Source organism: Streptomyces sp. NPDC059002, from assembly GCF_042740435.1.
Classification (GTDB): Bacteria; Actinomycetota; Actinomycetes; order Streptomycetales; family Streptomycetaceae; genus Streptomyces.
Window position 1 is genome coordinate 1 of sequence record NZ_JBHYJI010000005.1, and the last position, 24,430, is coordinate 24,430.

The 24,430-nt window shown below is 72.8% G+C and carries 24 protein-coding genes; 11 read left to right on the forward strand and 13 right to left on the reverse strand.

Annotated features, from left to right (window positions below):
- Positions 1–16: 16 nt before the first annotated feature.
- Together ACFWZ2_RS06630 and ACFWZ2_RS06635 are read right to left on the reverse strand one after the other, a co-directional pair.
- Positions 17–457, reverse strand: a complete 441-nt coding sequence (locus ACFWZ2_RS06630) for a nitroreductase family deazaflavin-dependent oxidoreductase (RefSeq protein WP_384542798.1) — start codon at positions 455–457, stop codon at positions 17–19.
- 61 nt (positions 458–518) lie between these two features.
- The gene (locus ACFWZ2_RS06635) at positions 519–1,118 is read right to left on the reverse strand and encodes a TetR/AcrR family transcriptional regulator (protein WP_384542800.1); all 600 of its coding nucleotides are present in this window, start codon (positions 1,116–1,118) and stop codon (positions 519–521) included.
- A gap of 150 nt (positions 1,119–1,268) precedes the next feature.
- On the opposite strand from ACFWZ2_RS06635, the gene ACFWZ2_RS06640 reads away from it, so the two are divergent.
- Together ACFWZ2_RS06640 and ACFWZ2_RS06645 are read left to right on the forward strand one after the other, a co-directional pair.
- On the forward strand, positions 1,269–2,747 hold the full coding sequence (locus ACFWZ2_RS06640; protein WP_384542802.1) for an APC family permease: 1,479 nt from the start codon (positions 1,269–1,271) through the stop codon (positions 2,745–2,747).
- 6 nt (positions 2,748–2,753) lie between these two features.
- Positions 2,754–3,629: a carbon-nitrogen hydrolase family protein gene (locus tag ACFWZ2_RS06645; protein ID WP_384542804.1), complete on the forward strand. Its 876-nt coding sequence runs from the start codon at positions 2,754–2,756 to the stop codon at positions 3,627–3,629.
- Positions 3,630–3,656: 27 nt separating this feature from the next.
- Here ACFWZ2_RS06645 and ACFWZ2_RS06650 read toward each other — a convergent pair whose 3' ends face one another.
- The 5 genes from ACFWZ2_RS06650 to ACFWZ2_RS06670 form a co-directional block, all read right to left on the reverse strand.
- Positions 3,657–4,220 (reverse strand): hypothetical protein, encoded by a 564-nt coding sequence (locus ACFWZ2_RS06650; RefSeq protein ID WP_384542806.1) that lies wholly within the window; start codon positions 4,218–4,220, stop codon positions 3,657–3,659.
- 9 nt (positions 4,221–4,229) lie between these two features.
- Positions 4,230–4,814 carry a hypothetical protein gene (locus ACFWZ2_RS06655; protein WP_384542809.1) on the reverse strand — a complete coding sequence of 195 codons (585 nt, stop codon included), beginning with the start codon at positions 4,812–4,814 and terminating at the stop codon, positions 4,230–4,232.
- Positions 4,815–4,990: 176 nt separating this feature from the next.
- Positions 4,991–6,196, reverse strand: a complete 1,206-nt coding sequence (locus ACFWZ2_RS06660; protein ID WP_384542811.1) for an alpha/beta hydrolase — start codon at positions 6,194–6,196, stop codon at positions 4,991–4,993.
- Positions 6,197–6,473: 277 nt separating this feature from the next.
- The gene (locus ACFWZ2_RS06665) at positions 6,474–7,622 is read right to left on the reverse strand and encodes a hypothetical protein (RefSeq protein WP_384542814.1); all 1,149 of its coding nucleotides are present in this window, start codon (positions 7,620–7,622) and stop codon (positions 6,474–6,476) included.
- 56 nt (positions 7,623–7,678) lie between these two features.
- Entirely contained in the window at positions 7,679–8,749 is a 1,071-nt protein-coding gene (locus ACFWZ2_RS06670) for a hypothetical protein (RefSeq protein ID WP_384542816.1), read from the reverse strand.
- 170 nt (positions 8,750–8,919) lie between these two features.
- Between ACFWZ2_RS06670 and ACFWZ2_RS06675 the strand changes: the two genes are divergently transcribed.
- Positions 8,920–9,981 (forward strand): PucR family transcriptional regulator, encoded by a 1,062-nt coding sequence (locus tag ACFWZ2_RS06675; protein WP_384542818.1) that lies wholly within the window; start codon positions 8,920–8,922, stop codon positions 9,979–9,981.
- Between the two features lie 58 nt (positions 9,982–10,039).
- On the opposite strand, the gene ACFWZ2_RS06680 is transcribed toward ACFWZ2_RS06675, so the two are convergent.
- The 3 genes from ACFWZ2_RS06680 to ACFWZ2_RS06690 form a co-directional block, all read right to left on the reverse strand.
- On the reverse strand, positions 10,040–10,450 hold the full coding sequence (locus ACFWZ2_RS06680; protein ID WP_384542821.1) for a nuclear transport factor 2 family protein: 411 nt from the start codon (positions 10,448–10,450) through the stop codon (positions 10,040–10,042).
- Positions 10,451–10,520: 70 nt separating this feature from the next.
- The gene (locus ACFWZ2_RS06685) at positions 10,521–10,928 is read right to left on the reverse strand and encodes a CoA-binding protein (RefSeq protein WP_384542823.1); all 408 of its coding nucleotides are present in this window, start codon (positions 10,926–10,928) and stop codon (positions 10,521–10,523) included.
- A gap of 84 nt (positions 10,929–11,012) precedes the next feature.
- Positions 11,013–11,588 (reverse strand): TerD family protein, encoded by a 576-nt coding sequence (locus tag ACFWZ2_RS06690; protein WP_384542826.1) that lies wholly within the window; start codon positions 11,586–11,588, stop codon positions 11,013–11,015.
- 184 nt (positions 11,589–11,772) lie between these two features.
- Here ACFWZ2_RS06690 and ACFWZ2_RS06695 point away from each other — a divergent pair, with 184 nt between their 5' ends.
- Positions 11,773–12,177, forward strand: a complete 405-nt coding sequence (locus tag ACFWZ2_RS06695) for a BlaI/MecI/CopY family transcriptional regulator (RefSeq protein WP_384542829.1) — start codon at positions 11,773–11,775, stop codon at positions 12,175–12,177.
- 23 nt (positions 12,178–12,200) lie between these two features.
- Complete coding sequence (locus ACFWZ2_RS06700) at positions 12,201–13,133, forward strand: M56 family metallopeptidase (RefSeq protein ID WP_384542832.1); 933 nt, start codon at positions 12,201–12,203, stop codon at positions 13,131–13,133.
- 26 nt (positions 13,134–13,159) lie between these two features.
- Here ACFWZ2_RS06700 and ACFWZ2_RS06705 read toward each other — a convergent pair whose 3' ends face one another.
- The gene (locus tag ACFWZ2_RS06705; protein ID WP_384542835.1) at positions 13,160–13,615 is read right to left on the reverse strand and encodes a tellurite resistance TerB family protein; all 456 of its coding nucleotides are present in this window, start codon (positions 13,613–13,615) and stop codon (positions 13,160–13,162) included.
- Between the two features lie 145 nt (positions 13,616–13,760).
- On the opposite strand from ACFWZ2_RS06705, the gene ACFWZ2_RS06710 reads away from it, so the two are divergent.
- The gene (locus ACFWZ2_RS06710; protein WP_384542837.1) at positions 13,761–14,435 is read left to right on the forward strand and encodes a transcriptional regulator; all 675 of its coding nucleotides are present in this window, start codon (positions 13,761–13,763) and stop codon (positions 14,433–14,435) included.
- A gap of 44 nt (positions 14,436–14,479) precedes the next feature.
- On the opposite strand, the gene ACFWZ2_RS06715 is transcribed toward ACFWZ2_RS06710, so the two are convergent.
- Positions 14,480–15,133 (reverse strand): TetR/AcrR family transcriptional regulator, encoded by a 654-nt coding sequence (locus ACFWZ2_RS06715; RefSeq protein WP_384542840.1) that lies wholly within the window; start codon positions 15,131–15,133, stop codon positions 14,480–14,482.
- 158 nt (positions 15,134–15,291) lie between these two features.
- On the opposite strand from ACFWZ2_RS06715, the gene ACFWZ2_RS06720 reads away from it, so the two are divergent.
- On the forward strand, positions 15,292–16,794 hold the full coding sequence (locus ACFWZ2_RS06720) for an APC family permease (RefSeq protein WP_384542843.1): 1,503 nt from the start codon (positions 15,292–15,294) through the stop codon (positions 16,792–16,794).
- Between the two features lie 111 nt (positions 16,795–16,905).
- Entirely contained in the window at positions 16,906–18,546 is a 1,641-nt protein-coding gene (locus tag ACFWZ2_RS06725; protein ID WP_384542846.1) for an amidohydrolase, read from the forward strand.
- A gap of 27 nt (positions 18,547–18,573) precedes the next feature.
- On the opposite strand, the gene ACFWZ2_RS06730 is transcribed toward ACFWZ2_RS06725, so the two are convergent.
- Positions 18,574–19,242, reverse strand: a complete 669-nt coding sequence (locus tag ACFWZ2_RS06730; RefSeq protein WP_384543356.1) for a 4'-phosphopantetheinyl transferase — start codon at positions 19,240–19,242, stop codon at positions 18,574–18,576.
- A gap of 161 nt (positions 19,243–19,403) precedes the next feature.
- Here ACFWZ2_RS06730 and ACFWZ2_RS06735 point away from each other — a divergent pair, with 161 nt between their 5' ends.
- The 3 genes from ACFWZ2_RS06735 (at position 19,404) to ACFWZ2_RS06745 (ending at position 24,396) form a co-directional block, all read left to right on the forward strand.
- A complete protein-coding gene (locus ACFWZ2_RS06735; protein WP_384543359.1) occupies positions 19,404–20,030 on the forward strand; it encodes a YigZ family protein in 627 nt (208 codons plus the stop codon).
- A gap of 65 nt (positions 20,031–20,095) precedes the next feature.
- Complete coding sequence (locus ACFWZ2_RS06740; RefSeq protein WP_384542849.1) at positions 20,096–21,259, forward strand: exonuclease SbcCD subunit D; 1,164 nt, start codon at positions 20,096–20,098, stop codon at positions 21,257–21,259.
- On the forward strand, positions 21,256–24,396 hold the full coding sequence (locus ACFWZ2_RS06745) for an AAA family ATPase (protein ID WP_384542852.1): 3,141 nt from the start codon (positions 21,256–21,258) through the stop codon (positions 24,394–24,396). Before ACFWZ2_RS06740 ends, ACFWZ2_RS06745 begins: the two co-directional genes overlap by 4 nt.
- Positions 24,397–24,430 lie beyond the last annotated feature (34 nt).

A 24,430-nucleotide genomic window follows, 5' to 3' on the forward strand; every position in this document is an offset into this window, starting at 1 on the left:
CGTCAGCCCGGACCGGTCAGGGCTCGAACGGCGTCAGGATGAACATCGGGATCTCCCGCGTCGTCTTCTTCACGTAGTCGGTGTAGGCGGGCCAGACGGCCACCGCCCGCTCCCACCAGACCTGCCGCTCGGCGTCGGTGGCGATGCGTGCGCGGTAGTCCTTGCGCACCGGGCCGTCCTGCAGTTCCACATGCGGGTGGGCGATGAGGTTGTGGTACCAGGACGGGTGCGCGGGGGCGCCGCCCTTGGAAGCGACCAGTGCATACTCCCCGTCGTGCTCCACGCGCATCAGGGGATTCTTGCGGAGCTTGCCGCTCTTGGCGCCGACCGAGGTCAGCAGAATCACGGGCTTGCCCTCGAAGGTCGCGCCCTCGGTCCCGCCGGAGCTCTCGAACAGCTCGGCCTGCTTGTTCGCCCAGACCCAAGTCCCGGGCTCGTACTCTCCAGTCAGAGGCATGACCGTCCAACGCGGCACGGGCGCCGATTGTTCCTGGGCGCTGCCCCACGGGTTCCGGCCGTTACTCCTGCGGCAGGTGACCCGTGGCGGCGCGCGCATACGAGTACAGCGCGGTGATCACCTCGTGCGGGGACCTGCGCCCCGCGAGGACATGCATCTGGTAACCGTCCTCCAGCGCAACGAAGTTGGCGGCCACCAGGCGTGCGGGCTCGGCCAGGACGAAGTGGCCCTGGGACGCGCCGAGGATGAGGATGCTCTGGTAGACGGAGATCTGACGCTCCACGAACACGCTGTCGAGCGAGGCCGCCTTGGGGTCGCGCAGCGTGCGCGGCCAGTACTCGAACAGCAGCCGGGGCAGCCGGTCCTGCGGCCCTGTCGCCACGCCGTGGTGGATGCAGTCGCGCAGCTGCTCCCGCGCGTCGTCGTGCCGTGCCGCCGCCTGTTCGCGGGCCTGGCAGAACCGCTCGATGCCCTGCTGGAACGTCTCGTACATCAGGGCGTCGAGGTCTTCGTAGTAGTAGAGGACCGCCGCCGGGGTGACGCCCGCCTCCTGGGCCACGTCCCGCAGTCGCAGCCCTTCGAGTCCGCGGCTGAGGAGCGCCCGCTCCGCGGCCTCGCTCAACTGGGCCCGCCGGGCCTCCTGATCCTTGCGCCGCGCCACCGTGCCCCCTCGCCGTTCGCCGCCGCACCCTTCAGCTAATTCTCTGAAGTGCAGGCAAAAGATACATCCCTGGGTCTTGACGCTGACAGCGCCAGTTTCTTAAATCTCCATTTAGCGAATCCGGTGCCGAACCTTCCTGTGGAGGCCCTCATGCCCACCGATGCCGCCGGAGTCCCCCCGGACAAGGGGCTCAGGAGCGATTCCGTCGGACTGCTCGCCACCGTCGCCCTCGGGCTCGCCTCCGTCGCGCCCGCCTACAGCATCGCCGTCACGCTCGGCCTGGTGACGCTGACCGTCGGGGACCTGGCACCGGCGGCCCTGCTGCTCGGCTTCGTGCCGATCCTCCTCACCGCGTTCGCCTTTCGGGCGCTGAACCGGGAGATGCCGGACTGCGGCACCACCTTCGTGTGGAACACCCGGGTGTTCGGCCCTGTCGCGGGCTGGCTGGCGGGCGGCTGGACGCCCCTCGTCGCCACCGTGCTCGCCATGACGGCGCTCGCGCGGGTCGGGGCGGGCGCGCTCCTCGGCTTCGCCGGTCTGGACGCGGCGGCGGACGGCAGCCTCGTCGTCACGGCCACCGCCGTCCTGTTGCTCGCCCTCACCGCCCTGGTCGCCTACCGAGGGGTGCGGCTCGCGGCCCGGGTGCAGTACGCGATGCTCGGCCTCCAGCTTCTCGCGCTCCTTGCGTTCGGCTGCGCGGCCCTGGTCAGGAACGGGGCCGCGACGCCGTCCCTGGAGTGGTTCAATCCCCTCGGCTTCGCCGACTTCGGCTCCTTCGCCGAGGCCGTCCTGCTGTGCCTGTACATCTACTGGGGCTGGGACGCGCTGATCACCTTCAATGAAGAGACCGCCGACAGCGGGCGCACCCCGGGCAGGGCGGCGCTGATCTCCACCGTCCTGCTGCTCGTCACGTACCTCTTCACGGCGTTCGCCACGATCTCCTTCGCGGGCACCGGCAGTTCGGGCCTGGGCCTTGGCAACACGGCGGTCGCGGCCGACGTCCTCACCGGCCTCGGCCCCGCCGTGCTCGGCGACGCCCTCGCCAGGGCCGTCCAGCTGGCGATCGGCGTCTCGGCGGTCGGCGCCCTCCTCACCTGCGCCGCCGCGGCCCCGCGCACCGCCCTGTCGATGTCGGCCCACGGCGCGCTGCCCCGTGTCTTCGCCCGCATGCACCCACGGCACCGCACCCCCGCCTTCGGCACGGCGTTCTTCGGCACGGCGGCGGCCGCCGTCCTCGTCCTGCTCACCGTCGTATCCGCCGACTTCCTCGGCGACGCGATCCTGTGCATCGGCCTCCTCATCGCCCTCTACTACGGCATCACCGGTCTGGCCTGCGCCTGGCACTTCCGTCATCAACTGCGCGGCTCCGTCACGGACGTGCTCGTCAAGGGCGTCATGCCGTGCCTCGGCGGCCTGATGATGCTCGCGGCCTTCGCCCGCAGCGCCTACGACATGTTCGCGCCCGCGTACGGCAGTACCTCCCTCGGCGGCGTCGGCGGAGTCTTCCTGCTCGGCGTCGGCTCGATCCTGCTGGGCGCCGCCGCCATGACCGTGCTCCGCACCCGTCACATCGGCTTCTTCCGGCACGGCCGCACGGCCGTCACCTGCCTCACCGTCACGGAGAACTGAACCGCCATGCGCACCCTCGCCATCGCCGCCGTCCAGACCACCCCCGTCACCCACGACCTGACCGCCAGCTTCGGACGCTTCGCGGGCCAGGTGCGCGCGGTGCGCGCGACGTTCCCGCACGTCCAACTCGTCGTCGTGCCCGAGCTGATGCTCAGCGCCGAGGCCCCGCTCCTCACGGACCACGGCGACTGGATGGCCGAGTCGTCCTTCGCCGTCCCCGGCCCGCTCACCGAGAGGCTCGGCGCGCTCGCCAGGGAGACAGGCCTGTGGCTGGTGCCCGGCAGCGTCTACGAGAAGGCAGACGACGGACACACCTACAACACCGCCCTCGCGATCTCCCCGGACGGCGAGATCGCCGCCCGCTACCGCAAGGTGTTCCCCTGGCAGCCCTACGAACGGACCGCGCCCGGCAACGAGTTCATCGTCTTCGACCTGCCGGGAATCGGCCGCGCGGGCCTCGCCATCTGCTACGACGGCTCCTTCCCCGAGACGGCACGGCAACTCGCCTGGCTGGGCGCCGAGGTGATCATCCAGCCCACCCTCACCACCACCCGCGACCGCGAGATGGAACTCGTCTGCGCTCGGGCCAACGCCTGGACCAACCAGGTGTACGTCGTCAGCGTCAACGCCGCCGACCCTGCGGGCGTCGGCGCCAGCCTGATCGTCGACCCCGAGGGCATCGTGCGCCAGCAGGCGGGCGGCGGCGAGGAAGTCCTCGTGGACGTCCTCGACCTCGACACCGTCACCCGCGTCCGCGCCTACGGCTCCGCGGGCCTCAACCGCCCCTGGGCCCAACTCGCCCGCTACGGCGACCGCGTCACACTCCCCATGTACGGCGGCAGCTTCCATCAGGCCCCCTGGAACACCCGGCCGAACCCCTGAACTCCCGGGCGCGGACAGGTGGTTCGGTCACGACGTGCCGATCTGATGGGCCACGGCCCACGTCCAGTACTCCGCCACGGTCTGCTGCCGCGCCTCCACGGCCCGCGCCCGGGAGAGCGGCATGTCCTTCGGGACCTCCGCCCGCGCCCCGAGGTCCGGCGCGGCCCGCGCGTCGGAGAGGATCGCGTGCGCCCCGGCCGCCTCGTGCGCCCAGGGATAGGTGGCGAACACATACGACGACCCGGGATCGGGCTGCGCCTCGCTGTCCGTCTGCGTGACGGTGACCGTGCCGTGCAGAACCCCCTTGAAGACCCGGCCCACACGCACCTCGTACACCTCGGACGGCAGCTCGGCGATCTCCTCGTGCCCCGTGTGCCGCAGCACGGTGCCGTGGAACACATCACGGGCCGAACCCACCAACTGCCTCGGATCGGACGGGTCGTACGAAGTGGTGGCCTCACCGGCGGCGGGCGCGGCAGGGCGGGCGAGGGAGTACAGGCTCCAGGCGGTGCCGGTCAGGACCGCCGCGGCCGCCGCGCCGACAGCGAGCGGGCGGGCGACGCGCCTGCCGATTCCACGGACGTCGTGCATGGCGCCGCCTCAGTCCCACAGCCGGTGATAGTTCCTGCGGTCCCGCGCGCTGGGCCTGCCTCTGTCCATGTCCTCGACTCTCGGTGCCATCAACGTCGCGTACCAGGAAGGGTGTTTGTGGCAGAACCCGAGGGCGTGACCGAGCTCGTGGGCCGCGATGGCCCGGCGGAACCCGGTGTCTCCGTAGTACTTGCCCCTGCCGAGCAGGGCGTCGTTCATCAGGAGCACGTCCGTACCTTCCCGTCCGTCCCAGTACCCCAGGGTCTTGTGCCAGTCCCCGTCGGTCCGGTCGACGTCCGACCATTCCAGATCCGCGATCCGCGAGGCGTCGTCCGCAGGGAACTTCACCCGGTCGAGTCCACGCGCCGACCACACCCGGTGGGCGTGCCCGCGCGCGTCGTCGTACTTCGTCTCGTCCTCCCACGCGATCTCGCCGCCGTCGACCGACGAACGGCCACGGGAGTCCTTTCCGCCGCCCAGACATGAGGCCGGTGCCGCGCTCCGTGCCGGAGCGGGCGGTGCCGCGACCACTCCGAGAGCGAGGGCCGCCGCCGCGACCAGGGCGACGGAAGGGCTGCGCGAGAGCAGGGACACGGACGGCTCCTCGGCGTCGGGACAGCGGCGTCGGCCGCCGCCGGGAGATCCGTATCCGCTCACGGCGGCCCGGCACGCGCTCCGGGCTCCGCTCTCACCCGGTCGGGCGGGGCCCGGCACCGACGCCGGTCGGCACCGGGCCTTCGCGCACCGGGCCCCGCTCGCCCGCCGAGGGGTCAGCGCCCGTCCTCCGTAAGGAAGTCGAGCAGAATCTTCCGGCTGGTCTGGGACGTCAGGCTGCCGTACGCGTCGTCGAAGGCGTGCTCGGCGAAGGGCAGCTCCTTCACCTCCGTGTCGACACCGCGCTTCCTGAGCGCGTCGCCCAGCGCGGTGACCGTCTCGGGGCGGGCGCTGCGGTCGCGGTCGCCGACCACGAGCAGGGTGCGGGGCAGCCCGGTCCTGACGGCGGCGGTGGGGGAGACCTCGCGGTAGCGCTCCGGGTACCGCTCGGGCGTGCCGCCGGTGAACAGCTCGGCCGCCTCCCGGGAGCCCGCCACGTCGTCCCGCCACATCTGGGCGACGTCGGTGCCCGGATAGAACCCGACGACTGAGGCCGGGGGTTCGGGCGTACGACCGCAGGAGGAGGTGATCGCGCCGCTCTGGAGCCGGTACGCGGCGTTCATCGCCAGCGTGCCGCCCGCCGACATGCCGCCGAGGGATATGCGGGAGGCGTCGACGCCGAACCGGTCCGCATGCTCCTGGACCCAGCCGAGCGCGCACACCAGGTCCTGCGGCGCCTTGTTCCAGGTGGGCCGGTCGCGGGTGGCGAGGCGATAGTCGACGGCGAACGCGGCGACGCCGTGCTCGGCCAGCCAGCGGCCGGTCCCGCGCAGATCGCTCTTGTCGAAGGTGTGGAAGCCGCCGGCGTGGGCGAGGACGACAGCGGGTGTCCGTCGTCCCGGTGCCTTCTTCGGGAGGTAGGCGTCCACCCGCAGCGGCTCGCCCTCGGGATCGGCGTACGTCACCGTACGGTCCGGTTCCACCGCCGGATAAGCGAGTTCGCCGAAGACATCGCCCCAGGAAACGTCCGTCCCCGCCTTGCGCGCGGCGGAGAACTGTATGCCGCCGATGACGAGCGAGCCCACCGCGGCAAGCGCCGTGACCACCGTCGCCGTACGCCCCCAGCGCACCAGACCGGCGCGCCAGGCCAGCACCGCGAGGACCAGACCGGCGAGCGCGAGCAGCGCGATGTGGAACGGATACTGCCCGCCGAGGACCGGACCGATCACTCCGAGCTTGGGTATCGCCGGGACGTACGCGCCGAGCACGACGGCCGCGGTGAGCAGCGCGAGGAGCGAGGCGAGCACGGCGGCGCCCGTCCGCAGCAGCTGGCGCACGGCACCGCCCGTCCGTCGCGTCGTCGCATACGTGTCTGTCGCCATGGCGGTGCTCCCGAGCGGGCGTGGGCCGGTCTGCCTGTCAGGGATGAGCGTGCGCTCCCGGCCGTGTAGTCCGCGTCCCACCACGGAGCCAAGCTGCCCGTAGCTCTCAGGTATGTCGAACAGGAATCGAGTATGTCGAACAGGAATCGAGAACGTCCGCACCCGCGATCACGCCGACGCCCGCGAGAACGCGCACGCCCGCGAGAACGCGCACGCCCGCGAGAACGCGCACGCCCGTGACGGCCGCGCACGCCCGCGACGACCGCAGCACCCCGCCTCAGTCGAACCGCAGGACGCGCGGGGCGAACGTGCCCTCGGGGCCGTCGGCGCGGCCGACCGACCACACCGTCTTCGTGCCCGGCACCGGCGCGAGCCGCAGCGTCCAGGATTCGCCCTCCCCGGCCACCGCCGGTTCGCTGTGCTCGGTGAAGGACTGTCCGTTCCAGGCAAGGAAGTCCGGCCCGGGGACCAGCGGCGGGTTGCTGCCCGGTGGGGCCCACTTCAAGGAGCGTTCCACCGAGACCCAGCCCAGCGCGCCGGACGCGTCGGGGACCAGGGAACCGATCGAGCCGAAGTCGGCGGGCACGGTCACCCGGTTCCACTTCTGCCCGTCCCAGTGGACCATCAGGGGCGGAATCGGCCGACCCGGCGGGCCGCCGACGAACCCGGCCGTGCCGCCCGCCCACACCTCCGTCGGCGAGACCGCGAGCACGCTGCCCAGGGCCGACCGCGGGAAGCCGTCCACGACGGTCTGCTCCCACGCCTGCCCGTTCCAGTGGGACACGGCCGCACCCGAGGCGGTGGCGCCCGCTGCCCAGACGTCGTCGGCCGCCAGGATGTGCAGGCCGTACACGGATCCCTGCGGCACGGGCACGTCCCGCCAGCCGCGCCCGTCCCTGCGCAGCAGTACCTGCGCGCCGTCCCGTGAACCGATCAGCCAGGTCTCACCGCCGCCGGCGACGACTTTGGTCAGGACCACACCGCGCGGCGGCCGGGTCTCGGACCAGGTCTTGCCGTCGAAGCGGAGCAGGCGTGCGCCGCCCGCCGCGTCGCGGCCGACCGCCCAGACCGCGGTCGGCGAGGTCGCGACGACGGACAGCAGCTCGCCCTGCCAGCCGATCCCCTGCAGACTCTGGCGCTGCCACGCGGTGCCGTCCCAGCGCAGCATCAGCGGGTAGCCCGGTGCTTCGCGCCCGACGGCGTCGGTGCCCACCGCCCAGGCCAGGGCGGGCCCGAACGCCACGGCCTCGTTCAGCCCGGCCTGCGGACGCACCTGCGCCGGGACCGGAACGTGTTTCCAGGACGGGGTGTCCGCTGATGCCGATGCCGATGCCGATGCCGAGGTCGCGGTCGTAGCCATGACGCTCACGACGGCCATGACGGTCATGACCGCAGCGAGGGCCGCGACGAGAAGTCTTCGTGCCACGGGAAGTCTTCGTGCCAGGGGAAGTCTTCGTGGCAGGGGAACTCGGCGTGCCATGGTCAGCCTCCCAGCCGTTCGCTCATCAGGTTCGGTTTCGCCCCGTAGATCTCGACGGTCCCGAAGGACATGAGCGACGATCCGACGGTCTCCAGCACATCCGGTTTGACGCGGAGCGCGTTCGTGCGCTCCGGGCCGTAGGAGAAGGTGGTGCGGGAGCCGCCCACCCGTGCGTACTTCGACTGGAACGCGCGGTCGCTGCGCACCGGCAGCCACAGCGCGCCGTCCGGGCCGCGCACCATGCCCTCGGTGTAGGTGTCGCCCAGGGGCGGGCGGCTGGTGTGCCAGGCGTGCCCGTTCCAGGTCATCAGGTAGGTGCGGGCCACGCCGTCGGTGTACTGGCTGCCGCCGATCGTGACCCGGCCGGAGGGTTCGGGGAGGATCGTGTGCACGTTGCTGTTCGGCGGCAGCGGCACCTTCGCGTCCCGCCACTCCGTGCCGTCCCAGCGCAGGACGCCGGTCCCGGTGTCGGTGTCCGCCCAGGCCCAGACGTCGGAGGCGGTCCGCGCGGTGATCCCCATCAGGTACCGCACGCCGTCCGGGGTGGACTGCGTGGTCCAGCGTGCACCGTCGTAGTGCAGCACCTTCAGGCCGGTGTCGTCCTCACCGACCACCCACGCGGCACCAGGGACCGCGGTGAAGTCCTGGTAGGTCCACAGGGTTTGGGGCAGCGGGACGGTGCTCCACCCGCTCGCCGACCGGCGCAGGATGTCCCCCTCGCCCGCGCGGTTCTGGAAGATCCACACCTCTTCGCCGACGAACTGCACCCTGCCGAGCCAGCCCGGTCCACCGGCGCCGGGGAAGGCCGTGTCCCGGCTCCATGCCGTGCCGTCCCACCGGTACAGCATCGGCCGCGGTCCGTCGGCGGCCTGCTCGTACCCGGTGGCCCACGCCTCGTCCGGCCCGCGGGCGGCGAGATCCTTCACGGTCACCGGCGGGGTCGCCGCGGGGACCGGCAGCGCCGACCAGCCCGGCGGTCCCGCGGCCGCGGCCGGTGTCACGGCCATACCCGGCGACACCACAGCGGCGCACGCGAGCACGAGACAGACGATGACCGCACGGAGACCGCTCACGAGACCCTCCAGGGCGCGAAGGCCGCAGAGCGTAGGGGCGTTCGCCCACCCATGCACAGACGGCAACCGGCCATCACGGTTCCCGCGGGCCCCGGGACCCGGCCGACGCCCGCCGACCCACCATGCGTTAGAAAGGCATCAAGAACTCGTCAAGACAATCGGGGGCGAACGTGCCGCGGCAGGACATACCTGCGGAGTATCTCGACGGCTATGCCCGCATCCTCGCCGACGCCTCGGCGACCGGGCGCAGGCTGACCCGCGACGAACTGGATTCGCGGCGTGCGCTGGGGGAGCGGGCGGCCGACGCGGGACATGGACTGCGGGCCCTGGTGGGCGCGTACCTGGCGGCGACCCGCGCACACTGGCCCGGCGCGCAAGCGGCATCGGCCGACAGCGCGCTGGCCGCCGCCGAGCAGGCCGTTGACGCGTTCGCCGAGGGCTACGAGAGGGCCCAGCGGCTCGCCGTACGGCAAGAGGAGGCCGCCCGGCGTGAGTTCATCGACGACCTCTTGTACGGACGCAGCGACCTGGGACTGCTCGCCGAGCGCGCGGAACGCTTCGGGCTCCGCCTCTCCTACGAACACGCGGTCGCCGTCGCCCAGGGCACGAGCGGCTACGAGGACGGGCATGCCGTTCCCCGCGAGGTCGAGCGCGCCCTGATCGGCCGGTTCGGCGACCGGAGCATCCTCCTCACCACGAAGGACGGCCGCCTGGTGTGCATCGCGCCCGGCGACCAGGACGAGGTCCTCGCCTTCTTCGCCAAGCACGCCTACGCGGCCACCGACGGCGGCCGCGTCGCCATCGGCCGTCCGCAGCCCGGTCCCGGCGGTGTCGTCCAGTCGTACGAAGAAGCGCTCAACGCCCTCGATCTGGCGGAGCGCCTGGAGCTCGACGATCCGGTGCTGCGCGCCGCCGACCTGCTCGTCTACCCGGTGCTCGCCCGCGACCGGCAGGCCATGGCCGACCTGGTGCTCAACACGCTGGGCCCGCTGCGCCAGGCCCGCGGCGGTGCGCGGCCGCTCCTGGAGACGCTGACGGCGTTCTTCGACGCGGGCTGCGTCGCGGCGGAGGCCGCCCGCAGGCTGTCGTTGAGCGTGCGGGCCCTGACGTACCGGCTGGAACGCATCCACCAGCTCACCGGCGCCGACCCGGCCGACCCGGTGCACCGCTACACGCTGCAGACCGCGGTGATCGGTGCGCGCCTGCTGGACTGGCCCGACCAGCAGTTCTGACGGTCGCTTCGCGTCTGGTCGGCCACTTCGCGTCGGATGGTCGCTTCCCGGCTGATGGCTACTTCGAGGCGCCGCCGAGCGGCACCCGCCGGGCCCGTAGCGTACGGCGGCTGATGCGCCAGCCCCGCTCGCCGCGCACGATCGTGTCCTCGTACGTCGCGCTGCCGCAACTGCCGTCCGCGTTCACGCCGATGCCCTTGGAGCGGGCGAGCACGCGGTCGTCGCCGGTCTCGGTCAGGATGATGTTCGTGACGTGATGGCCCACGGGATTCGCCTCGCCCACCGCGAGCGCCGCCTCCCGGATGGCATCGATGCCTTCCAGGGGCGGCTGGCCGAAGTCGGTGACGTCGTAGACGACGTCGGCCGTGAACAGCTCGTCCAGGCGGTCCAGTTGACCGTCGTCGAACAAGTGGCCGTGCAGGGCGATGAGTTCGGTGACGGCGACGCGGTCCTCGGCGGTGAAGGTCATGCCGTCAGCGTAGGCCCGGGACTCCCGGAGTAGGCCCGGGACTCCCGGAGGCCGGGGCCGGGCCCACGGCTCACGGCAGCTGCGGGATCTCGATCGCCGGGCAGCGGTCCATCACCATGGCGAGGCCCGCCGCGCGCGTACGGTCGTACGCCGCCTCGTCGATCACGCCGAGCTGGAACCACACCGCGTCCGCCCCGGCCGCGACGGCCTGGTCGGCGACGTCGCCCGCGAGGTCGCTGTTGACGAACACATCGACCACGTCGACCTTGAACGGCACGGCGGACAGGGACGGATAGCCCTGCTCGCCGTGGACCGTCTCGGCCTTGGGGTGGACCGGCACGACGCGCTTGCCGAAGCGCTGCAGCACGGCGGCGACTCCGTACGCCGCCCGGTCACGGTTGTTGGACAGGCCGACGACCGCCCAGGTGTCACCGAGTTCCGTCAGGATCTTGCGCACCGTTTCCTGGTCGCCGTACATGACCTGCCTCCTCAAGGTTCGCGCGCGTGCACGGCGGGGTGCCGTGCGGGCCGCCGTCCGCTCGCCTCGGGTGTCGCCGTCCTGTCAGACGTTGACGCCGAAGTCCGACGCGATGCCGCGCAGCCCACTGGCATAACCCTGGCCGACCGCACGGAATTTCCACTCGGCACCGTGCCGGTAGAGCTCGCCGAAGACCATGGCGGTTTCGGTCGACGCGTCCTCGGACAGGTCGTAGCGCGCGATCTCGTTGTTGTCCGCCTGGTTCACCACGCGGATGAAGGCGTTGCGGACCTGGCCGAAGCTCTGGCCGCGGTTCTCGGCGTCGTGGATCGACACCGGGAAGACGATCTTCGAGATGGCGGCGGGCACCTGCGCGAGGTTGACCTTGACGGCCTCGTCGTCGCCCTCGCCCTCACCGGTGAGGTTGTCGCCGGTGTGCTCGACCGAGCCGTCGGGGCTCGTGAGGTTGTTGTAGAAGACGAAGTGCTGGTCGTCGACGACCTTGCCGGAGTCGTCGCACAGCAGCGCGCTGGCGTCGAGGTCGTAGTCCGTGCCCGTGGTGGTGCGCACGTCCCAGCCCAGGCCGACCAGGACGGCGGTCAGGCCGGGGGCCTCCTTGCTGAGCGAGACGTTGCCGCCCTTGGCCAGGGAAACTCCCACGATGTCCTCCTGCGTTCCGGGGTTGAGATCTGTCCCGGCCCTGGTACGGACCGGGCAGTAAAATCTACAGGAATGTAGAAGAGGGCGGCACGGTGGTGTCCCGTTACGATGTGGCGCTCGCCGAGTGACGCGGAATCCCCCGCGGAGCCGCCGCGGGACACGAGAGGGCGGAGGGGCGCAGGGCATGACGCACCATGAACGCGAAGAGCCGCAGCCGCGGCTGCGACGGCGCGCGCAGGGCGAGCTCGAGGCGCAGGTGCTCGCCGCGCTGCAGTCCGCGCACGGCCCGGTCAGCGCCGCCTGGGTGCAGGAACGGATCGGCGGCGACCTCGCCTACACGACCGTGATGACGATCCTGACGCGCCTGCTCGCCAAGGACGTGGTGACCCGCGAGCGCGCGGGCCGCTCGTTCGCCTGGACCTCCGCCTCGGACGAGGCCGGGCTCGCGGCGTTCCGGATGCGCAAGGTGCTCGACGGCGAGAGCGACCGCGAAGCCGTCCTCGCCAGCTTTGTGACGACCCTGTCGCCCGGCGACGAGCAGCTCCTGCGCGAGCTGCTCGGACGGGCGGACGCAGAGGCCGACGGCTGACGCCTGATGGGAGCCTTCTTCTGATGGGCGTCTTCGTCTTCCTGCCCCTCGTCCTGCCGCTGACGGCATGGCCGATCGCGCGCCTCGCCGAACAGCATCTGCACCCGCGCGCCGCGACCCGCCTGCTCACCGCCGTCGCCGGGGTGATGGCCGTGTGCAGCACGCTCTGCCTGGCGCTCCTCATGGTCGTCGGCACCGCCCAACTCCCGGGCAACCCCCTGCCGGACGGCTGGTCCGACCCCGAGGTGCGGGCCGCCGTGCCCTATGACGAGGTCGCGGGCCGGCTCGCGATCCCCGCGCTGCTGCTCGTGTGCGCCGCCTGCGCCAGGACGCTGTGGCGGCACGGCCGGGTACGACGCCGGGTGCACCGCGCGATCGAGGGACTGCCCGGCTCGTCGGTCGCGGTGCTCGACGACGAGGCGTCGTACGCCTATGCCCTGCCCTCGCGCGAGGGCGGCCGCGTCGTGGTCACCACCGGAATGCTCGACCGGCTCGCGGCCCCGGAGCGGCGGGCGCTGTTCGCGCACGAGCGGGCGCATCTGACCGCGCGGCACCACCAGCACCTGCTCATCACGCAGTTGGCGGCCCGCGCCAATCCGTTCCTGCGCCCGCTGCGCACCTCCGTCGCCTACACCGCCGAGCGGTGGGCCGACGAGGCGGCGGCCCGCGCGGTGCGGGACCGGCGGGTCGTCGCGCGGGCGATCGGCAAGGCGGCGCTCGTCGCGCGGGCCACGCCCGCGCCGACGCTGGCGGGCCTCGCCGCCGCGGGACCGGTGCCGCGCCGCGTCGCCGCGCTCCTGGCACCGGCGCCCGCCGCCCGCACCCGCCCTTCGGTGTTCACCGGAGTGGGCCTCGCCATCTGGTGCGCGGCGTTCGGCACCATCGTCTCCGCGATGGCCTCGGCGAACTCCGCGGTGACGATGGTCCTCATCCTGCGTGCGGCCACGCCGCTCTGAGTCGAGCGGCGCGGCCGCGGGGGCTGCTAGAGGTCGAACTCGTGCGGCGGCAGGTCGAGCGCGAAGCACGCCTCGCGCACGACGGCCTGCTCGTCCTTGTCGAAGTCGCCGTCGGCGCCGCCGATGACGATGCCGATCTGGATGACGGCACGGGCCTCCGCGGGCTTCTTCTTCGCCTTGGCGACCTCCTGAAGGACGCTCACCTTGCCGAACGCGAAGTCGGCGGTCAGCTTGTCGACGTAGGCGTTGAAACGGCGCTGCAGATCGTCCGCGGCGAAGTTCTGCAGCACCTCGTTCGTGCCGATGAGCTGGGCCACCCGCTGGCGCTCGGAGGCGTCGACGGATCCGTCGGCGGCCGCCACCAGGGCGCACATGGCCATGCTGGCGTCGCGGAAGGCACCGCTCTTGAGGTCGTTCTTCTTCGCCATCAGCTGGGTCTGCATCGTCGATGCGGATTCCTTGACGCGGTCCCACAGGGCCATGGAGAACTCCATAAAAAAATCGATGTATCAGGGGTGTTCGGCGCGCCCGGGTCCGCCGTGCGGGGGTCCGGGGCTCGCCAATATCTACAGCAGAGTAGAAACTAGCAGTTGGACCGAGAAGTTCCCGCCCGACGGAAGGCGCGCGATGACACCGACGGCACTCGAGCTCCTGCGGACCACCACCGAACGCCTCGCGCCCGACCCGGACGCGAACCCGCTCGTCCCGCTCATCGCGCAGGGCAGGGCGGGGCCACGCGCGATCGCGGTGCTCGCGCTGGAGCAGCGGCACGTCATCCCGGCCGACCGGCGCTCCTTCCTGCACCTCGCCGGGCGCGCCACCGAGGCCGGGGGCGCGGAGTCCGCCGCGTTCTTCGACGCCCTGGCCGACGGCGAATCGCTCGCCCAGGAACGGCTCGCCCCGCTGCTCGACGCCTGTTCGGTGAGCAAGGCGGACGCGGAGGCGTACGAACCGCAGGCGGGCTGCCAGGCCTACCCGGCGTATGTGTCCTGGCTCGCGCTGAACGGCGAACCGGCCGACGTCGTGCTCGCGCTCACCGCCAACTTCGCCTCCTGGGGCGGCTATTGCGCGATCATCGCCCGGGCGCTGCGCGTCCAGCACGGCTTCACCGACGAGGCCTGCGGATTCTTCGACTTCTTCGCGGAGCCCGCGCCCGACCTGGACCGCCAAGCGCTCGCCGCCGTGCAGGCAGGGCTCGACCGGGGGCGGATCACCGCGGCGCACCTGCGGTACGGGCGGCTCGTGCAGCGCTACGAGGAGATGTTCTGGCAGACGCTCGCTGAGGGGGATGCGACGGCGTAAGGGGCGAGTGCGGGCCGGGGCCCGCTCGGCTTGGTCGGCCTCGACTACCCTGGTGCGCCGCGCAGTTCGGCCAACTGGTCCACCAGGCCGCGCACCAGCGCGTCGAGACCCGTGTCGAAGGCCCGCTCCGCGCGTGCCGCCTGGTCCTCGGCGTGCGCGGCGCCCAACGCCGCGGCGAGCACGGGGACATGCGGCGCGTGGCCCGACGCGTCGATCATCAGCGGGGGAGCGACGAGGTCGAGCGCGGCGCCGAGCAGGAAGGACTCCACGCACGTCAGCACGGCGCCGAGCCGCTCCTGCGGCCAGCCGCCGCGCGCGAGGGCCGCCACGACCGACTCGTACATGGTGAGCGTCGCGGGCGAACTGATCGTCGTCGTGGCCAGCAGCTCGATGGCGTGCGGATGCCGGGCGAACGCGTCGCGGTACGAACGCGCCCACGCCGCAAGGGCGTCGGGGCACGGCAGCGCGTCGAAGGGGGAGACATCCATTTCCCCGACGACGAGGCGCCGCACGCCCTCGATGACGGCGGCGCGGCCGTCCAGGTGGTGGTAGAGCGAGGCGGTCAGCACACCGAGCCGCCCCGCGAGCCGCGGCAGGCTGAAGGCGTCGGCACCCTCGGCGTCGATCATCGCCAGCGCCTCGCGCGCGATCGAATCCGCACTGAGCACCGGCGTGCGCCGTCTGCCTCTGCCGGTCATCTCGCCCCGCAACTCCCGTCGCGGAATGGGGTCTTCCCAGCCGCGTCGCGTTCAGAGTACGGTCCTGCCAGCCCGGCCTAAAGGGTTTAGTTTCCGGGCTTCCCTCGTCGTTCTCGTCGCCCCGGCCCTTCCGGGGCCCCGAAACCGGGAGCACGCGCGTGACCGCACCAGACTCCTCCGCACCCCCTTCCGCGCCCACCCCGGCGATCGACTCCGTGCCTGAGCCGGCGTCTCGCGCGCCAGGTCTCAGCGACGGCGCCGTCGGGACGGGCGACCTGGTCTTCTTCGTGGTGGCGGCCGCAGCTCCGCTGACCGTCATGGCGGGCGTCGCCCCGCTCGCCATCGGCATGGCGGGCCGTGCCGCACCGCTCGGCTATCTCATCTCGGGGCTGCTGCTCATCGTCTTCGCCGCGGGATTCACGGCGATGAGCCGCTTCGTGCGCAACGCCGGTGCCTTCTACGCCTACATCGGGCGCGGCCTCGGCCTGCCGACCGGCGCCGGGTCCGCGTACGTCGCGCTCTTCTCGTACAACGCGATCGAGGTCGGACTGCTCGCCGCCTTCGGCTGGTTCACCGAATCGGGCTTCGAGGACCTCACCGGGGTCCATGTGCCCTGGTGGGCCTGGGCGTTGGCAGGACTCGTCGCCATCGGTGTGCTCGGCTATCTCAAGGTGACGCTCAGTGCCAAGGTGCTCGGCGTCGCGCTCGTGCTCGAAGTCCTCGTCCTGCTCGTGTTCGAGGCGGGCGTCCTCGCGCACGGCGGCGGCCCCCAGGGCCTCGACCCCGGCACGTTCTCCCCGGCCCACCTCGGCGAGTCGGGGGTGGGCGGCATGTTCGTCCTCGCCATCGGCGCGTTCGTGGGCTTCGAGGCGACCGCGATCTACGCCGAGGAGGCACGGCAACCGGCCAGGACCGTGCCCCGCGCCACCTACGTCGCCGTGGCATTCCTCGCGCTCTTCTACACCTTCACCGTGTGGATGATCATCAACGCGTACGGTGCGGACCGCGCGCAGGCCGTCGCGAACGGGGACGGCGGCGCCGACATGGTCTTCTCGGCCACCGAACGCTTCGCGGGAGCCTGGGCCGCCGACTCCATGCACGTCCTGATCATCACGAGCGCCTTCGCCGCCACCCTCGCCTTCCACAACGGCGCGGCCCGCTACTTCTACGCACTCGGCAGGGAAGGCCTGCTGCCCGCCCGCCTCGGCACCGTGTCCGCCAGGACCCGGGCGCCGGCCGTCGCGGTGCTCGCACAGTCGGCCGTCGCACTCGCCGTGATCGTCATCACCATGATCGCCAGTGCCGATCCGTACACCGTCACCTTCCTGTGGACCAGCGGCACCGGCATCCTCGGCGTGATGCTCATGCAGGCACTCGCCGCCCTCGCGGTGTACGGCTTCTTCCGCAGGGACCGGCGGTCCCTGCCCGCCCTGCGGGTCGTCGCCGCCCCGCTGCTCGCCTGCGCGGGGCTCGCGGTCATGATCGTTCTGGTCTGCGCCAACCTCGACCTGCTCACCGGCGCCTCCACCGGCGTCAACGCGGCCCTGATCGCCCCGCTGCCGCTCCTCTTCGTCGCCGGGGTGGCGGTGGCACTGCGGATCCGACGGCGCGATCCGGCGGCGTACGAGCGGCTGACGACGGTGGACACGGAGCGCGACTGACCCATACGACGCCGCGACGGAGGACACCGGGCGCAGTGCGGCGGACGCATACGACAACGACAAGCAGCCAGGGCAACCCACACCACACCCGAACCAGGAGAGAAGCGCAGCATGACGGCCACGACCCTCGTCTTCCTCGGCACGATCCGCACCGGAAGCGCCCCTGACCAGGACACCACGGCGCTCGCCGTGCGCGACGGCCGGATCATCGCGCTCGGCGACGAGGCCCGTGCCCTCGCCACGGACGCCGACGAGGTCGTCGAGGTGGGCGGCGGACTGCTGATGGCCGCCTTCGGGGACGGCCACGCCCACCCGCTCTTCGGCGGCCTGGAGAGCTTCGGACCGCAGATCAAGGAACTCGGCTCCGTCGAAGCAGTCGTCTCCGAAGTGGGGCGTTGGGCGAAGGAGCATCCGGAGACGGAGTGGATCGTGGGTGCGTCGTACGATCCCGCGCTCGCGCCCGACGGGGAGTTCGACGCCCGCTGGCTCGACGAGGCGGTGCCCGACCGGCCCGTCGTGCTGCGCGCCCACGACTACCACACCGTGTGGTGCAACACCGAGGCGCTGCGCAGGGCAGGTGTGACGGAGACGACCCCGGAGCCGCGCCTCGGCTGGATCGTGCGCCGCGCGGACGGCACCCCCATGGGGACGCTGCGCGAGTGGCACGCCTGCGACCTCGTGCTCGACCAGGTGCCGTCGCGCGCGGAGGACGAACTCGTCGAAGCGGTGCGGCGGGCCGGTCACGCGTACGCGCGCGCGGGCCTCACCTGGGTCCAGGACGCATGGGTCGAACCGGACATGGCCGACGCCTACCTGGCCGCCGCCCGGCAGGGCGCGCTGAACGTCCGCGTGGACCTGGCCCAGCGCGCGGATCCCGACCGCTGGCGCGCACAGCGGGCGGCGTTCGCGGCGACCCGCGCGCGGGTGACGGCCGACGGCGGCGACCTGCTGACCGCGCGGACCGTGAAGTACTTCAGTGACGGCGTCATCGAGGGCGGCACGGCCGCGATGCTCGCCCCCTACGTGGACGCGCCGCACAGCTGCGGCATGCCCGTCTGGGAGCCGCACGCGCTCGCCGACGCCGTGCGCGCCTTCGACGCCGACGGCTTTCAGACGCACATCCACGCCATCGGCGACGCGGGCGTGCGCACGGCACTCGACGCCATCGAGTCGGCGATCGCGGCCAACCCGGCCTGGGACCGGCGCCCGGTGATCACCCATGTCCAGGTCGTGGACCCCGCCGACCTGCCCCGCTTCGCGGCCCTCGGCGTCATCGCCAACTTCGAGCCCCTGTGGGCGCAGCCCGACCCGCTGCAGACCGAGCTGTCCATCCCGCGGATCGGCGCGGAGCGGGCCGCACTCCAGTACCCCATGGGCCGACTCGCGGGCGACGGAGTGCGCCTCTCCTTCGGCAGCGACTGGCCCGTCAGCTCACACGTCCCCCTGGAGGGCATCCAGGTCGCCGTCACCAGGCGTACGTTCACGGGAGAGCCGACGGAGGGCTGGCTCCCGCACCAGCGGCTCACCGTGGAACAGGCGCTGACGGCGGCGACCGCGGGCGTCGCCCACCAGGCGGGCGCGGACGACCGCCTGACCCTCACCGTCGGCGCCCCCGCCGACCTGGTCCTGCTCTCCGCCGACCCGCGCGCCGCCGACCCGATGGAGATCCGCCACGCGCGCGTGCTCGGCACCTGGCTGGGCGGCAGCCCGACCTACCGGACGGACTCCACGGGCGGGGCGGACCTCACGTAGCGGACGGACCCGCGAACCGGACGGACCCTACGATCCCGATGTGAACGGCAGCACGATGGCGGTCGCGGCGATCCCGTCGCGTACGGCCCACTGCCCGGAGAACACCTTCAGCTCGACGCCCTCCACCACGGGTCCTTCGACAAGGAGGCGTGCGGTGAACGTGCCGTCCGGATCCAGCTCGACCCGGGCCTCCTCGAAGCCGAGCCAGCGCCCGGTGAGCGGGAACCACGTCTTGTAGACGGACTCCTTGGCGCTGAACAGCAGCCGGTCCCAGGGCGTGCCGGGGTGTGCGGCGCCGAGCGCGGTGAGCCCGGCGCGCTCCGTCTCATCGGCGACCAGGGTCAGGACGTCCGGGTCGCGCAGCGGCTCGCCCGGCTCCGCGTCGATGCCGAGCGAGACGACGTCGTCGGCCCGCGCCACGACCGCGGCGCGGTACCCGGCGCAGTGCGTCATGCTGCCGACGACGCCCTTGGGCCAGCGCGGCGCGCCCCGCTGGCCGGGCAGGATCGGCGCCGGCGGCACACCGATGCGGGCCAGCGCGGTGCGGGCGCAGTGCCGCACGGTCGTGAACTCGTCGCGCCGCTTGGCCACGGCGTTCGCCACGACGGCCGCCTCCTCCGGGAAGAGGACGGCGTCGGCCGGGTCGTCCCTGGTCTCGACGACGGTGACGGGCACGGCTGCGAGCAGGGATGCCAAGAGGCCCGAGGAGTCGGGCACTTGGCGCACGGGTATCGAAGGTGACGTCACGATGGATCACCGTACCTGGCAGGTGCCACGCGCGCGTGGGCGTTGTGACCGGCGCCACCCGCAGGCATCCCGGGTCGGGGCGGCCCTTGATGAGCGCCTACGCTGGCGTGATGCAGGACGAGTACCGCACAGTGGCCCACGAGGGCGTGCACGAGACCGAGATCAACCGCTCGCGCTTCCTGTGTGCCCTCGCGCCCGCAGCCACCGAACAGGAGGCGCAGGACTTCGTCGCGCGCATCCGCAAGGAACACCCGACCGCGACCCACAACTGCTTCGCGTACGTGATCGGGGCCGACGCCGCCGTCCAGAAGGCGAGCGACGACGGCGAACCAGGCGGCACCGCGGGGGTCCCCATGCTGCAGATGCTCCTGCGCCGTGACATGCGGTACGTCGCCGCGGTCGTGACCCGCTACTACGGAGGGGTCAAGCTCGGCGCCGGAGGACTCATCCGCGCCTACGGAGGCGCCGTCGGCGAGGCCCTGGACACCCTCGGCACCGTCACCCGGCGCCGCTTCCGCCTCGCCACGGTCACCGTCGACCACCAGCGCGCGGGCAAGGTCCAGAACGACCTGCGCGCGGCGGGCCGCGAGGTGCGTGACGTCCACTACGGAGAGGCGGTGACGATCGAGATCGGACTTCCCGACGCCGACGTGGACGCCTTCCGGGGCTGGCTCGCCGACGCCACGGCGGGCAGCGCGGTGTTCGAACTCGGGGGAGAGGCGTACGGCGACGCGTGACGGGAGAAGGCCGTTGCGGGAGTAGCCGCCCGTGATGTCCGACCCGCCCGTTAGTCTCGGGGATCATGAGGCTGCTGCACACGTCCGACTGGCATCTGGGGCGATCGTTCCACCGCGTGAACATGCTCGATGCCCAAGCCGCGTTCATCGGCCACCTCGTCCGCACCGCAAGGGAGCGGGAGGTGGACGCCGTCGTCGTGTCCGGGGACGTGTACGACAGGGCGGTGCCGCCGCTCGCCGCCGTCGAGCTGTTCGACGACGCACTGCACCGCCTCGCCGACCTCGGCGTGCCGACGGTCATGATCTCCGGCAACCACGACTCGGCCCGGCGCCTCGGCGTCGGCGCCGGACTCATCGACCGCGCGGGCATCCATCTGCGCACCGACCCGTCGGCCTGCGCCGAGCCCGTGATCCTCGCCGACCCGCACGGGGACGTGGCGTTCTACGGCCTGCCCTATCTCGAACCCGCCCTGGTGAAGGACGAGTTCGGGGTCGCCAAGGCGGGCCACGAGGCGGTCATCGGTGCGGCCATGGACCGCGTCCGTGCCGACCTTGCCACCCGCGCCCCGGGCACCCGTTCCGTCGTCCTCGCGCACGCCTTCGTCACCGGCGGCCGGATCAGCGACAGCGAGCGGGACATCACGGTGGGCGGGGTCGCCGCCGTGCCCTCGGCGGTCTTCGACGGCGTCGACTACGCGGCACTCGGCCACCTGCACGGCAGCCAGACCCTCGACACGCGCGTGCGCTACTCCGGATCCCCCCTGCCGTACTCCTTCTCCGAGGCCGACCACCGCAAGAGCATGTGGCTCGTCGACCTCGGAGCCGACGGGGACATCACGGCCGAGCGCGTCGACTGCCCCGTGCCACGCGCGCTCGCCCGCATCCGTGGCTCCCTCGACGATCTGCTCGCCGACCCCGGCCTCGCCCGCCACGAAGACGCCTGGGTCGAGGCCACCCTCACCGACGCGGTCCGCCCCGACGACCCGATGGCCCGGCTCTGCGAGCGCTTCCCGCACACCCTCAGCCTCGTCTTCGACCCGGAGCGGGCCCCCGACGACCCCGACGTCTCGTACGCCCAGCGCCTGCGGGGCCGCAGCGACCAGCAGATCGCCGAGGACTTCGTGGTCCATGTGCGCGGCGCGGGCCCCGACGCACAGGAGCAGGCCGTGCTGCGGTCGGCCTTCGACTCCGTCCGCACCGACGAGACGCTGCACGAGGTGGCCCGATGAGACTCCACCGACTGCGCATCACCGCCTTCGGGCCCTTCGGCACCACCCAGGACATCGACTTCGACGACCTGTCGTCCGCCGGGCTCTTCCTGCTGCACGGACCGACGGGCGCGGGCAAGACATCCGTCCTCGACGCCGTCTGCTACGCGCTGTACGGCTCGGTGCCGGGCGCCCGGCAGAGCGGCGGAGGCCAGGGCATGAGCCTGCGCAGCGACCACGCGCAGCAGGGCACGCGCACCGAGGTGTGCCTCGAACTCACCGTCGCCGGGCGCCGTTTGGAGATCACCCGCCAGCCGCCGTGGGAGCGCCCCAAGAAGCGCGGCACGGGCACCACCACAGAGAAGGCCCAGAGCTGGCTCCGTGCGTACGATCCCGGGGCGGCGGGGGACACGGGCACCGGCGCCTGGCAGGACCTCAGCTGCTCCCACCAGGAGATCGGCGAGGAGATCGGCCAGCTCCTCGGCATGAGCAAGGAACAGTTCTGCCAGGTCGTGCTCCTGCCCCAGGGCGACTTCGCACGGTTCCTGCGCGCGGACGCCGAAGCGCGCGGCAAGCTCCTCGGGCGGCTCTTCGACACGCGCAGGTTCGCCGCCGTGGAGCAGCGGCTCGCCGAACAGCGGCGCACCACCGAGGCCGAGGTCAAGGAGGGCGACGCGGCACTCCTCGCCGACGCCCACCGCATGCAGCAGGCCGCGGACGACGGCGGCCGCGGCGCCGAACTGCCCCTGCCCGACGTCGCACCCGGCGACCCGGGCCTCGCGTCCGAGATCCTCACCTGGGCCGCCGTCGCCCGCACGAGCGCCCGCGAACGCCTCACCATCGCGCACTGCGCCCTCACGGCGGCCGAATCCGCCCAGGTCGCCACGGAGCGCCGACTCGGTGACGTACGCGAACTCGACAGACTGCAGCGGCGGTTCACGGAGGCCAAGGAGCGGGCGGCGCACCTCGACGCGCGCGAGGCCGAGCACCAGGAGATCCAGGAGCGCCTCGACCGGGCCAGAAAGGCCGAGACCGTCGCCCCCGCCCTCGGCCTGCGCGAGTCAGCGGAGGCGGAGCACCGCCGCGCCGCGCAGGACGAGGCACGCACGCGTGGCCGCCTCCCGGAGGCCTTCGCCGACTCCGGCGCGTCGGGACTCGCCGCCGCCGCGCGCAAGGCCAGCGAGGAACTGGGCGGCCTCACGGCGGCCCGGCGCGCCGAGCACCGGCTGACCGAGATCACCGCCGAACGTGCCGCGTTGGAGCGCCAGGAGCGGGCCGACGACGAACTGCTCCAGGACGCGTCGGGCTGGCTCGACGGCTGGGAAGCGACCCGCGCGGCACTCCAGGAACGCATCGAGTCCGCCCAGGAGGCCGCGACCCACGCGGAGCGCCTGGCAGGACGCGTCGAACCGGCGCAGGCCCGCCTCGACGCCGCCCGCCGACGCGACCGGCTCGCCCAGGACACGGCCACCGCGCACGAACGCGCCCTCGCCGCACGCGAACGCTCCACCGCGGCCCACGAACACTGGCTCGCCCTCAAGGAGCAGCGCCTCACCGGCATCGCGGCCGAGCTGGCCTCCCATCTGACCGACGGCGAACCGTGCGCGGTGTGCGGCGCGACCGAACACCCGGCCCCCGCCCGGAAGATCGCGGGACACGTGGACCGCGGCGCGGAAGAAGCGGCACTCGCCGCCCACCGGCGCGCCGACGAGATCCGCACCGCCGCCGAACGCGCACTCGGTGACGTACGCGAAGCGCTGGCGGCGGCCACGGCGGCGGCGCGCGGCGGGGCGACGGGGGAGCCCGACACCGCGACGGATCCGGACATGCCGACCTCGACCTCGACGTCGGTATCGGCGGGGGAGGACATCGAACGGCAGGACCCGCCCGCCGAGCCCTCCGTCGACGAACTCGCCTCGGCCGTCGACGCGTTGCGCCACGCGTACGCCGCGGCCCGCGACCGCGCCTCCGGGCTGCACGCCGCCCGCGAGGCGCTCGCCCGCGCCGAGCGCGAGTACGACCGCAGGCTCGCCGGACAGCAGGAGGCCGCGACGCGCGCCGCGTCCCGGGCCACCCTGCGGGACGCGCTCGACCGCGAACAGGAGTCACTGGACACCGAGTTGACCCGCGCGCGCGGCGCCAGCGGCAGCGTCGCGGCGCGCGCGGCACAGCTGGAGCGGCAGGCAGCGCTGCTCACCGAGGCCGCGGACGCCGCCCGTGCCGCCGCCGACACCGCGGAGCGCCTCAAGGACGCGGACGCGCGACTCGCCGACGCCGCCTTCCGGGCCGGGTTCGACACGCCCGGGCAGGCGGCCGGTGCCCTCCTCGACGACGCCCGGTACAGCGAGTTGCAGCACCGCATCGACGCCTGGCGCAACGACCGGGCCGCGGTGCGCGCCGTCCTCGCCGAGCCGGACACGGCCGCCGCCGCGCAACAGCCGCCCGCAGACCCGGAGTCGGCACTCGCCGAGGCCGAGGCGGCCAGGCACCGCCTGCGCTCCGCCTCCTCCGCGCGGGACGCCGCGGCACGCCGCTGCACCGAACTCGACCGGCTCTCCGCCCGCTCCACGGCGGGAATGCGCAGACTGGCCCCGCTGCGCGCCGCCTACGACCGGGTGGCGCGGCTCGCAGGCCTTGCCGCGGGCACATCGGCCGACAACGAACGCAGGATGCGCCTGGAGTCGTACGTGCTCGCCGCCCGGCTCGAACAGGTCGCCGCGGCCGCGACCGTCCGGCTGCGCCGCATGTCGTCGGGCCGCTACACCCTGGTCCACTCCGACGACCGCACGGGCCGCGGCCGTTCGGGCCTCGGCCTGCACGTCGTCGACGCCTGGACGGGCCGCGAACGCGACACGGCGACCCTCTCGGGCGGCGAGACGTTCTTCGCCTCCCTCGCCCTCGCCCTCGGCCTCGCGGACGTGGTCACCGACGAGGCGGGCGGCGTCCGGCTCGACACCCTCTTCATCGACGAGGGCTTCGGCAGCCTCGACGACCAGACCCTCGACGAGGTCCTCGACGTCCTGGACTCCCTCCGCGAACGGGACCGCAGCGTCGGCATCGTCAGCCACGTCGCAGACCTGCGGCGCCGCGTGCACGCGCAGTTGGAGGTCGTGAAGGGGCGGGCCGGGTCGGTCGTACGGCAGCGGGGCGGGGTCTGAGGGCCGGCCGGGGCGAGCAGGCCGACCTCGTGGA

Coding starts and splice junctions, on each gene's coding strand:
- ACFWZ2_RS06650 (WP_384542806.1), bottom strand. CDS start 4,220: ATGCACGACGTCCGTGGAATCGGCAGGCGCGTCGCCCGCCCGCTCGCT.
- ACFWZ2_RS06680 (WP_384542821.1), bottom strand. CDS start 10,450: ATGACCTTCACCGCCGAGGACCGCGTCGCCGTCACCGAACTCATCGCC.
- ACFWZ2_RS06685 (WP_384542823.1), bottom strand. CDS start 10,928: ATGTACGGCGACCAGGAAACGGTGCGCAAGATCCTGACGGAACTCGGT.
- ACFWZ2_RS06660 (WP_384542811.1), bottom strand. CDS start 6,196: ATGGCGACAGACACGTATGCGACGACGCGACGGACGGGCGGTGCCGTG.
- ACFWZ2_RS06710 (WP_384542837.1), top strand. CDS start 13,761: ATGACACCGACGGCACTCGAGCTCCTGCGGACCACCACCGAACGCCTC.
- ACFWZ2_RS06640 (WP_384542802.1), top strand. CDS start 1,269: ATGCCCACCGATGCCGCCGGAGTCCCCCCGGACAAGGGGCTCAGGAGC.
- ACFWZ2_RS06705 (WP_384542835.1), bottom strand. CDS start 13,615: ATGGCCCTGTGGGACCGCGTCAAGGAATCCGCATCGACGATGCAGACC.
- ACFWZ2_RS06725 (WP_384542846.1), top strand. CDS start 16,906: ATGACGGCCACGACCCTCGTCTTCCTCGGCACGATCCGCACCGGAAGC.
- ACFWZ2_RS06645 (WP_384542804.1), top strand. CDS start 2,754: ATGCGCACCCTCGCCATCGCCGCCGTCCAGACCACCCCCGTCACCCAC.
- ACFWZ2_RS06740 (WP_384542849.1), top strand. CDS start 20,096: ATGAGGCTGCTGCACACGTCCGACTGGCATCTGGGGCGATCGTTCCAC.
- ACFWZ2_RS06630 (WP_384542798.1), bottom strand. CDS start 457: ATGCCTCTGACTGGAGAGTACGAGCCCGGGACTTGGGTCTGGGCGAAC.
- ACFWZ2_RS06745 (WP_384542852.1), top strand. CDS start 21,256: ATGAGACTCCACCGACTGCGCATCACCGCCTTCGGGCCCTTCGGCACC.
- ACFWZ2_RS06735 (WP_384543359.1), top strand. CDS start 19,404: ATGCAGGACGAGTACCGCACAGTGGCCCACGAGGGCGTGCACGAGACC.
- ACFWZ2_RS06715 (WP_384542840.1), bottom strand. CDS start 15,133: ATGACCGGCAGAGGCAGACGGCGCACGCCGGTGCTCAGTGCGGATTCG.
- ACFWZ2_RS06695 (WP_384542829.1), top strand. CDS start 11,773: ATGACGCACCATGAACGCGAAGAGCCGCAGCCGCGGCTGCGACGGCGC.
- ACFWZ2_RS06700 (WP_384542832.1), top strand. CDS start 12,201: ATGGGCGTCTTCGTCTTCCTGCCCCTCGTCCTGCCGCTGACGGCATGG.